The following is a 3985-nucleotide window of genomic DNA, read 5'->3' as shown; positions in this document are numbered from 1 at the left end:
CACGACCCTGTACGTCTGCCTGCAGGGCATCACCTGGCTGAGGACCATGCTGACGCCGTTCCTGCCCTTCACCTGCCAGCAGTTGCACGAGATGCTGGGCTTTGACGGCAGTCTGATCGGCCGCATCTATATTGAGGAGCGGCAGGAAAGCAAGCGCTCGCATCGCGTCCTGCGCTATGACAAGAGCAACCTGGTGGGCAAATGGGAGCCGGAGCGGCTGGAGCCGGGACAGCAGTTGCGCAAGCCCAAGCCCCTCTTCCGCAAGCTGGATGAGAGCGTGGCCGAAGAGGAAACGCGCCGCATGCTGGAGTCCGCCGGCCTCGCCTGAGGCATATCCCCCGGGAGGGACCTTTGTCCGCACGCGCCTGGCCGCACTGGGCCATCTTGCTCATCTTGGCCGGCTACCTGACGGCGGCGGTTTGCTATGCCGTCTGGACGCCGGCCTGGCAGGTGCCGGACGAGCCGGCCCATTACAATTACGCCCGCTACCTGGCGGAAAACGGGCGTTTCCCCGTCCTGCAGGCCGGCGATTATCCCCATGCCTACCTGGAGGAGATCAAGGCCAGGCGCTTTCCTCCCGACATGTCGATTGACCCCATCCGCTATGAGTCGCACCAGCCGCCGCTGTACTACATCCTGGCCGCCGGCGTCTATGCCCTGTTCGCCGGCGCCTCCCTGGCCGTGCGGCTGACGGCCATGCGCCTGCTCTCGGCCGCGCTCGGCGCCGGCACCATCGCCATCGCCTATGTCCTGGTACGGGAGAACTTCCCCGGCCGGCCGCATCTGGCATGGGGCACGGCGGCGTTCACCGCCTTCCTGCCCATGCATATCGCCATAACCGCCGGCGTGAACAACGACGCCCTGGCGGAGCTGGTGCTGGCGGCGATTTTGCTGTGGCTACTGCGCTACCTGCGCCGGCGGCCCAGCCGGCACGCCCCCATGCGCGGCCGCGATTGGCTCCCCCTCGGCCTCCTGCTGGGCCTGGGCCTGTTGACCAAGACCTCGGTCTATATTGCCCTGCCCATCGCCGCGCTGGTGATCCTCTGGGGGGAGGGCCGGCTGGCGCCGGAAAGGGGGAAGGTGCGCTCCATCCTGTTGGGCTGGTTCATCAGTTTCGGCACTGCGCTCCTCATGGCCCTGCCCTGGTACGTGCGCAACATCCTGACCTATGGGGGGCTGGACATCCTGGGGCTGGGCCGGCATGATGCCATCACGGTGGGACAGCTCCGCACCGCCGAATGGCTGGCGGCAAACGGCATGGCATCCCTGGTACAGCGCTTCATCCGCACGACGTTCCAGTCCTTCTGGGGGCAGTTCGGCTGGATGGGCGTCCTGCTGGACAGCCGGCTGTACACACTGCTGGTGCTGTTGAGCGCTCTGGCGGCCGGCGGCGTCATCGGGTGGTGGGCGCGTCTGGCGCGCCGGCAGACCACCTTACATGCCCATGAGGCACGGGCGCTGGCAGTGCTGGGAGCGAGCGCCTTGCTGACGACGCTGGGTTATCTCTGGTACAACCTGCAGTTCGTCCAGCATCAGGGCCGCTACCTCTTCCCCGCCCTGATCCCCATCGGGCTGGCATTCGCCGCCGGCCTGTATCACGTCACCTCCCCGGCCGGCGCGCGCCCCGCTTCCCTGCTCCTGGCCGGCGGCGCGGCGGCCCCCATTATCCGGGGCATCATCACCCACGACCCGCCCCTGTTCTGGGCGGCCCTGCTGGCCGGCCTGGCGCTGGTACTCGCCCTGCAGGGCTGGCGAGGAAGCCGCCGCACCCAGCAGATCATGCTGGCGGCGGTATATGCCGGCCTGTGGGCCCTCGATTGGCTGTGCCTCTTCGCCTTCATCGTGCCGGCGCTGGCCGGCTGAAGCCCCTGACGCGATCCTCTTACCACCCTTTTAGCACCAGCGGGAGTCTTACCGCCCACCATAGCGGCGTGGCGGTGGACGTCGCGGTCGCGGTCGGCGACGGAGTCTCCGTAGGCGGTGGGGTCCCAGAAGGGGTGGCGGTGCTGGTGGGAGTTTCCGTAGCGGTAGCCGTCGGACTCGCCGTCCAGGTCGGGGAAGATGTGGCTGTTGGCGTGGGTGAAGGGGTCGCGCTGTGGGTGGGCGTCGGCGTGGACGAAGGGGTGAGGGTCCAGGTGACAGACGGTGTAGGGGAGGGGGTGGGGCTGGCGGCGCCGGCCGGCGTGGGGGTCGCCGTCGGCACATCCGCCGGCAGCCAGTACTCCACCACTAACCGCGGCCGCAGGGTCTGGGTGGGCGCTTCGGATGAGTAGAAGCTGTAGCCCACGTTGACATCCACATGCGGTTTGAGCAGGAGGCCAAAGTTCTGCTCCGGGTACCAGACCCAGTGCTGGACCATGTCGCGCACGTTGAAGGCGTACCATGCGCCGGCGGCCGGCATATCCACCCAATCGCTCTCCCGCTTCTGAAAGTCTCGCTCGGGCGCGCCACAGCCTTCAGCGTACCATGGGACGCCCGGCGCGGCCTCCCGCCAGGTGGCCAGCCGGCGGTCCCAATCCCGCAGGACGCGGTGGCTGGTGACATCCAGGTAACTGGAATTGCTCTGGTAAAAGGCGTACAGGTAAAGCGTCGCAGAGGTCACCAGCGCATGGCTGGAGATAGAGCGCAGGTCGAAGTGGATGAGAGGGTTGCTCTCATCCCGATCCACGAAGCCGGTCTCATCCTTGTCCTGCCAGCGCAAGTGCAGGCTGATGGATTCACTGAAGAAGATGTCGGGCGCGCGGCGGTAGAGATAAGTGTCGCTGACGCCGAAATAGCCGTTGAGCCCCTGCTGGAAGGTCTCGCGATAGAGCGGGCCTTCCGGCCGGCGGGTGGGGGTGGCGGTCGGCGTTGGCGGTACATCGGTCGGCGTCGGCACCGCCGGGTCCAGGGTATAGGTCACCACGAGCTGGGGACGCAGGTCGGGGTACGGCGCCTCGGAGGAATAGGCATCGTACTGCACCTCCCGCCGCTGGCCGATGTATGCCAGCAGTTTGGCCCCATGATTCCAGCGGGGCTGTTCCACCCAGTACTGGACCGCCTGGGTGACATCCCAGGAATAGCGGGCCTGGGGAGGATTGGTCAGGCGGAAGAGCGCCCAGCTTTCCCATTCCTCCCGGCGGTCATACCAGATGTCGTTCGCGCCGGGGGTGGCCCATGCCTCGCCGACGCGCGGCCGGTTCCAAGTCACTTGCCCGGCTTCCCAGGTGCGGCTGAGCACGTGGAAACTGACCAGCAGGTCATCGGTGATGTTCCTGCTGAAGGTGACCAGTTGAAACGTGGCGGAGAGGACGCGGGCATTGCGCGGCAGGTCGCTCAGGTCGAAGCGGATGAGGACGCCGGCCTGCTCCGGTAGTCGCGTATGGTCGTTGCAGTGCAGGCGCAGGTATGTCTGCCCCTCGAAATTGGTGTCGGGGAAGGCGCGCTGGATGGTGACGTCGGCGGCGCCGGCGTAGCCGTTCAGCCCCTGGCGGTAGACGCGGGTGTAGATGGGCGTCGGCGCGGCATGGGGAGATGCAGGGCCGGCGGCCGACGATGGCAGGTTGAGGAGAAAGAGGAGGCCGGCGCATGCGGCGAACACTCCCACGGCCAGCGCGAGATGAAACCAGCGGCGGCCGGACATGCTCCCTCCGGGCAATCAGGTTGCGGATAGTGTATTGCATCTGGGGAGGATGTCAAGGGGCGGATGGAGACATCGGCGCTGGCCGCCTTGACGACATGTGGAGAATGTGCTATGTAGAAAAATGGCTACCTGGCCGATACTGTGTATAGGAATTCCCCTTTCTATCCAAAGTCTCCATATAAGATTTGACACGGCTTGATCAATAGACAGTAGGAGACAATTGGAGGGATAAAAATGAAACGGACAATTGAGTGCATAATTATTGTATGTTCTATTGCTATTATGATGTCTGGTGCGATGTATGGCGTCACTCACGCCGATAATCTACCACAGCAAAGCCTAGACATGGGGCAAGCTGTTGCT

Annotated in this window: 3 protein-coding genes; 2 read left to right on the top strand and 1 reads right to left on the bottom strand. The window is 65.4% G+C overall.

Annotation, left to right across the window (positions count from 1 at the left end; genetic code table 11):
* Together H5T60_12475 and H5T60_12470 are read left to right on the top strand one after the other, a co-directional pair.
* A partial coding sequence (locus H5T60_12475) for a methionine--tRNA ligase (protein ID MBC7243247.1) occupies positions 1-328 on the top strand: 328 nt, incomplete at its 5' end.
* Between the two features lie 23 nt (positions 329-351).
* Entirely contained in the window at positions 352-1863 is a 1512-nt protein-coding gene (locus H5T60_12470) for a glycosyltransferase family 39 protein (protein ID MBC7243246.1), read from the top strand.
* Between the two features lie 19 nt (positions 1864-1882).
* Here the strand turns inward: H5T60_12470 and H5T60_12465 are convergent, their stop codons facing one another.
* Complete coding sequence (locus H5T60_12465) at positions 1883-3622, bottom strand: DNRLRE domain-containing protein (protein MBC7243245.1); 1740 nt, start codon at positions 3620-3622, stop codon at positions 1883-1885.
* Between the last annotated feature and the right edge of the window lie 363 nt (positions 3623-3985).

The organism is Anaerolineae bacterium (assembly GCA_014360855.1).
Classification (GTDB): domain Bacteria; phylum Chloroflexota; class Anaerolineae; order JACIWP01; family JACIWP01; genus JACIWP01.
The sequence above is the reverse complement of the archived record's forward strand: the minus strand, read 5'-3'. Positions and strand labels throughout refer to the sequence as shown.